General features: G+C 73.6%; 3 protein-coding genes. 2 read left to right on the top strand and 1 reads right to left on the bottom strand.

Going from position 1 to position 4359, the window contains the following annotated elements; genetic code table 11:
• On the bottom strand, positions 1 to 996 hold a 996-nt coding region (locus D455_RS0113125; RefSeq protein ID WP_017571179.1), incomplete at its 3' end, for a molybdopterin-binding protein.
• Positions 997 to 1200: 204 nt separating this feature from the next.
• Here D455_RS0113125 and D455_RS0113120 point away from each other — a divergent pair.
• Together D455_RS0113120 and D455_RS0113115 are read left to right on the top strand one after the other, a co-directional pair.
• A complete protein-coding gene (locus D455_RS0113120) occupies positions 1201 to 2229 on the top strand; it encodes a 2-dehydropantoate 2-reductase (protein WP_017571178.1) in 1029 nt (342 codons plus the stop codon).
• Positions 2230 to 2421: 192 nt separating this feature from the next.
• A complete protein-coding gene (locus D455_RS0113115) occupies positions 2422 to 4359 on the top strand; it encodes a molybdopterin oxidoreductase family protein (protein ID WP_017571177.1) in 1938 nt (645 codons plus the stop codon).

The following is a 4359-nucleotide window of genomic DNA, read 5'->3' as shown; positions in this document are numbered from 1 at the left end:
GGAGCCGGTGCCGGGCAGTTCCACCGCCAGGTCGCGGCTGACGCGCACCGGCACCAGGCGGGTGTCGACCGGGTGCGGCGGGGTCGGACCGGTGAACCGGGCCCCGCGGCCCAGGTGCGCGGGATCCCGCCGGTGGGCGCGTCCGCTGAGCACCGGGACGAGCAGCGTGAGCGCGGCGGCCAGGGCCGCACCGGGGTTGCCCGGCAGCCCCACGACGACGGTTCCCGAGGGCAGCACGGCCAGGATCTGCGGGTGTCCCGGGCGGCAGGCCACACCGTCGACGACCATCCGCGCGCCGAGGCCGGTGAGCACGGAACGCAGGTGGTCGGCGGGCCCGGCCGAGGAGGAACCGCAGACCGCGACGACGTCGGAGGCCGAGGCCGCGCCCAGCGCACGGACCATGTCCCGCCTCCGGTCGGCGACCGGCAGCGCGGGGACGCAGCGTCCTCCGGCCCAGGCCACCAGCCCTGGGAGCAGGGGGCCGATCGCGTCGCGCACGGTGCCCGGGCGCGGCGTCCCCTCACGCACGACCTCGTCCCCCGTGACCAGGACGTGCACCAGGGGGCGGACCACGGGCAGGGAGTCCAGGCCCAGGCTCGCGGCCAGGCCCAGGAGGGCGGGGGTGACGGGGCTCCCGCGGCGCGCGACCAGCGCCCCCGCGGGGGTGGTCTCCCCCTTGCGGCGGATGTGCCTGCCGCTCTCCGCCTCACCGTGGACGTGCCCGGAGGACACCGTCGCCCGCTCCCGGGGGAGGACGGCGGTGGTGCCCTCCGGCACGACGGCACCCGTGGCGATCTCCACCGCCTCCCCGTGGTCGAGGCGGGCGACGGGTCCCCGGCGTCCGGCGAGCGAGCGGCCGAGGACGGCCCAGGGCCCCTCCCCCGAGACCGCGTACCCGTCCATGGCCGCGCTGTCCAGCACGGGGACGTCGTTCGCCGAGACGAGGTCGGTGCCGAGGGTGGCACCGAGGGCGCCGCCGAGCGGTTCCTCGGCCATGGGCTGTCCACCCTCGGCACCGGTCACCCGCGCCAGCTCCCGTGCCTTGGTCCAGGGCAGCGGTGTGCGCGGGTGGCTTTTCACGTGAAGAAGCGGAGAAGTTTCCGAGGCGGCCGGGTCGGACATTCCTTCTCTCCCTGCGGTCGGGTGAAGAACGCTGACCTAGAGCATACTGTATACAGTATGGCAAGGAAAGGAGTCCTCATGCGAATCGCCGTACTCGGCGCCGGCGCGATCGGCGCCTACGCGGGAGCCGCGCTGCACAGGGGCGGGGCCGACGTCCACCTCATCGCGCGCGGCGAGCACCTGCGGGCCCTGCGCGAGCGGGGAGTCCGGGTCCTCAGCCCGCGCGGAGACTTCACCGCGCACCCCCACGCCACCGACGACCCGGCCGAGGTCGGGCCCGTCGACGCCGTCCTCCTCGGCCTGAAGGCCCAGCACTACGCGGGCTGCGGTCCGCTGCTGCGTCCCCTGATGGGCCCCTCCACCATGGTCGTCGCCGCCCAGAACGGCATCCCCTGGTGGTACTTCCACGGGATCGACGGCCCCCTGGCCGAGCACCGGATCGAGAGCGTGGACCCCGGCGGCGCGGTCAGCCGGACGATCCCGGTCGAGCGCGCCGTGGGCTGCGTGGTCTACGCGGCCACCGAGATCGCCGGACCCGGCGTGATCCGGCACATCGAGGGGACCCGGTTCTCCATCGGCGAGCCGGACCGCTCGGACTCCCGGCGCTGCCGCGACCTCCAGGCCGCGATGGAGGCGGGCGGACTCAAGTGCCCCATCGAACGGGACCTGCGCGAGGACATCTGGGTGAAGCTGATGGGCAACATCGTCTTCAACCCGCTGAGCGCGCTGTCCCGTTCCACCATGGCGCAGATCTGCCGGAACCGCCCCACCCGGGAGCTGGCCCGCACCATGATGCACGAGACCCTGGACGTGGCCGCGCGGCTCGGCGTGCGACCCGCAGTCTCCATCGACCGGCGCCTGGCCGGAGCCGAGCGCGCCGGCGACCACCGCACCTCGACCCTGCACGACCTGGAGCGCGGGCGCCCCATGGAGCTGGACGTCATCCTGTCCGCCGTGGTGGAGCTGGCCGACCTGACCGGAGCGCCCGCGCCCTCCCTCCGTGCGGTCGACGCCGTCGCGGGGCTGCTCAACGCCCGGATGCTCGACGCGCCCGCCCCCTCGCCCGCCCCCTCGCCCGCCCCGGCGACGCCGCCCGTCGCGGCCTAGGGAACGCTCCCCCGGAGGTGCCCGCCCCGGAGGGTCGTTCCGGCCCCCACGGGGTCCCGGAGACGACGGTGGCCCCGGAGGGCAAACCCTTGACCACCGCCCACGATCTCCCAATACTGTATGCAGTATCCCCCACCACCACGGCGTCCGGCGGCCCGGACGAATCCGGCCACGACCACCATGCGAGGCCACATGCGATCCGACGCTCTCCCCCACGAACGACTCACCCAACCCCTCGTCCGCGACGGCGACGAGCTGCTCCCGGCCTCCTGGGAGGAGGCCCTCGACCGCGCGGCCGCCGGGTTCCGGCGCGGAGTGGACGAGCACGGGCCGAACTCCTTCGGCATGCTCTCCTGCGCCAGGGCGACCAACGAGATGAACTTCATGGCGCAGAAGTTCACCCGCGTGGTCGTCGGCACCAACAACGTCGACTCGTGCAACCGCACCTGCCACGCGCCCAGCGTCGCCGGACTGGCCGCGGCCTTCGGCTCGGGCGGGGGCACCTCCTCCTACGCCGAGATCGAGGACACCGACCTCATCGTGATCTGGGGCGGCAACCCGCGTTTCGCCCACCCGATCTTCTTCCACCACGTGCTCAAGGCCGTGCGGCGCGGAGCGCGCCTGTTCGTCGTGGACCCCCGGCGCACCCCGACCGCCGAGTGGGCCGACCGCTGGCTGGGCCTGAACGTGGGCACGGACATCCCCCTCGCCCACGCCATCGGCCGTGAGATCCTGCACGCCGGCCTGGCCAACGACACCTTCGTCCAGCGCGCCACCAGCGGCCTGGACGCCTACCGCGCGCTGGTCGAGCCGTGGACGCTGGCCGCCGCGGAGGCCGAGACCGGCGTGCCCGCCGAGGCCATACGCGAACTGGCGCACGCCTACGCCCGCGCCGAACGCGCCCAGCTGTGCTGGACGCTGGGCATCACCGAACACCACAACGCCACCGACAACGTCCGCGCGCTGATCAACCTGTCGCTGCTCACCGGGCACGTGGGGCGGCACGGCTCGGGGCTCAACCCGCTGCGCGGCCAGAACAACGTGCAGGGCGGCGGCGACATGGGCGCCATCCCCGACCGGCTGGTCGGGTTCCAGGACATCCTGGACGACCGGGTGCGCACGTCCTTCGAGGCCGCATGGGGACGCGAGATCCAGCCCACCAGGGGCCTGAACCTCACCCAGATGTTCGAGGCGATGGACGAGGGCGAGCTGCGCACGCTCTACGTGATCGGGGAGAACCCCGTCCAGTCCGAGCCCGAGACGCACAAGACCACGCGCCGCCTGCGCGGCCTGGACCACCTGGTGGTGCAGGACATCTTCCTGACCCGCACCGCCGAACTGGCCGACGTGGTGCTCCCGGCGAGCGCCTCCTGGTGCGAGTCCGACGGCACCTTCACCAACAGTGAGCGCCGCGTGCAGCTGGTGCGCAGGGCGCTGGAGCCGCCCCGGGGCGCCCGGGACGACATCGAGATCATGTGCGACCTGGCCACCAGACTGGGCCACGTATGGGAGCGGCCCTCGGCGGAGGAGATCTGGGACGAGGTCCGCTCGCTCTCCCCGATCCACCGGGGCATGAGCTACGAGCGCCTGGCCGAGCTGCACGGCATCCAGTGGCCGTGCTACTCCGAGGACACCCTGGAGCCGAGCTACCTGCACGCGCGCCTGTGGGCGGAGGACCCCGCCGAGCGCGGCGCACCCGCGCCGTTCGGGATCGTGGGCCACTCGCCCCCGGTCGACCTGCTCGACGAGGACTTCCCCTTCCGGCTGACGACGGGCCGACGCCTGGACGACTACAACACGGGCGTGCAGACCAGCGGCTTCTCCTCGCCGATGCGCAGGGGAGAGACGCTGGACCTCTCCCCGGAGGACGCCGACAAGCTCGGCGTCGGCGACGGGGAGACGGTGCGGGTGACCTCCCGCCGGGGTTCGGTCCTGGTCCCCGTGTCGGTCACCGAGGCCATGCGGCCCGGTCTGGTGTTCATGACCTTCCACTTCCCCGACCAGGTGGACACCCAGCTGCTGACCATCGACGCCACGGACCCCATCGCCGGGACGGCCGAGTACAAGGCCGCCGCGGTGCGGATCGAGCGGGTGGCGAGAACCGCACGGCCGACCGCCGCCGCGGGCTGA

Origin of the sequence: Nocardiopsis halotolerans DSM 44410, assembly GCF_000341065.1 — a bacterium.
GTDB classification, from domain to species: domain Bacteria; phylum Actinomycetota; class Actinomycetes; order Streptosporangiales; family Streptosporangiaceae; genus Nocardiopsis; species Nocardiopsis halotolerans.
Note: the sequence above shows the minus strand (reverse complement) of the source record. Positions and strands in the feature narration are given on the sequence as shown.

Coding starts and splice junctions, on each gene's coding strand:
- D455_RS0113115 (WP_017571177.1), top strand. CDS start 2,422: ATGCGATCCGACGCTCTCCCCCACGAACGACTCACCCAACCCCTCGTC.
- D455_RS0113120 (WP_017571178.1), top strand. CDS start 1,201: ATGCGAATCGCCGTACTCGGCGCCGGCGCGATCGGCGCCTACGCGGGA.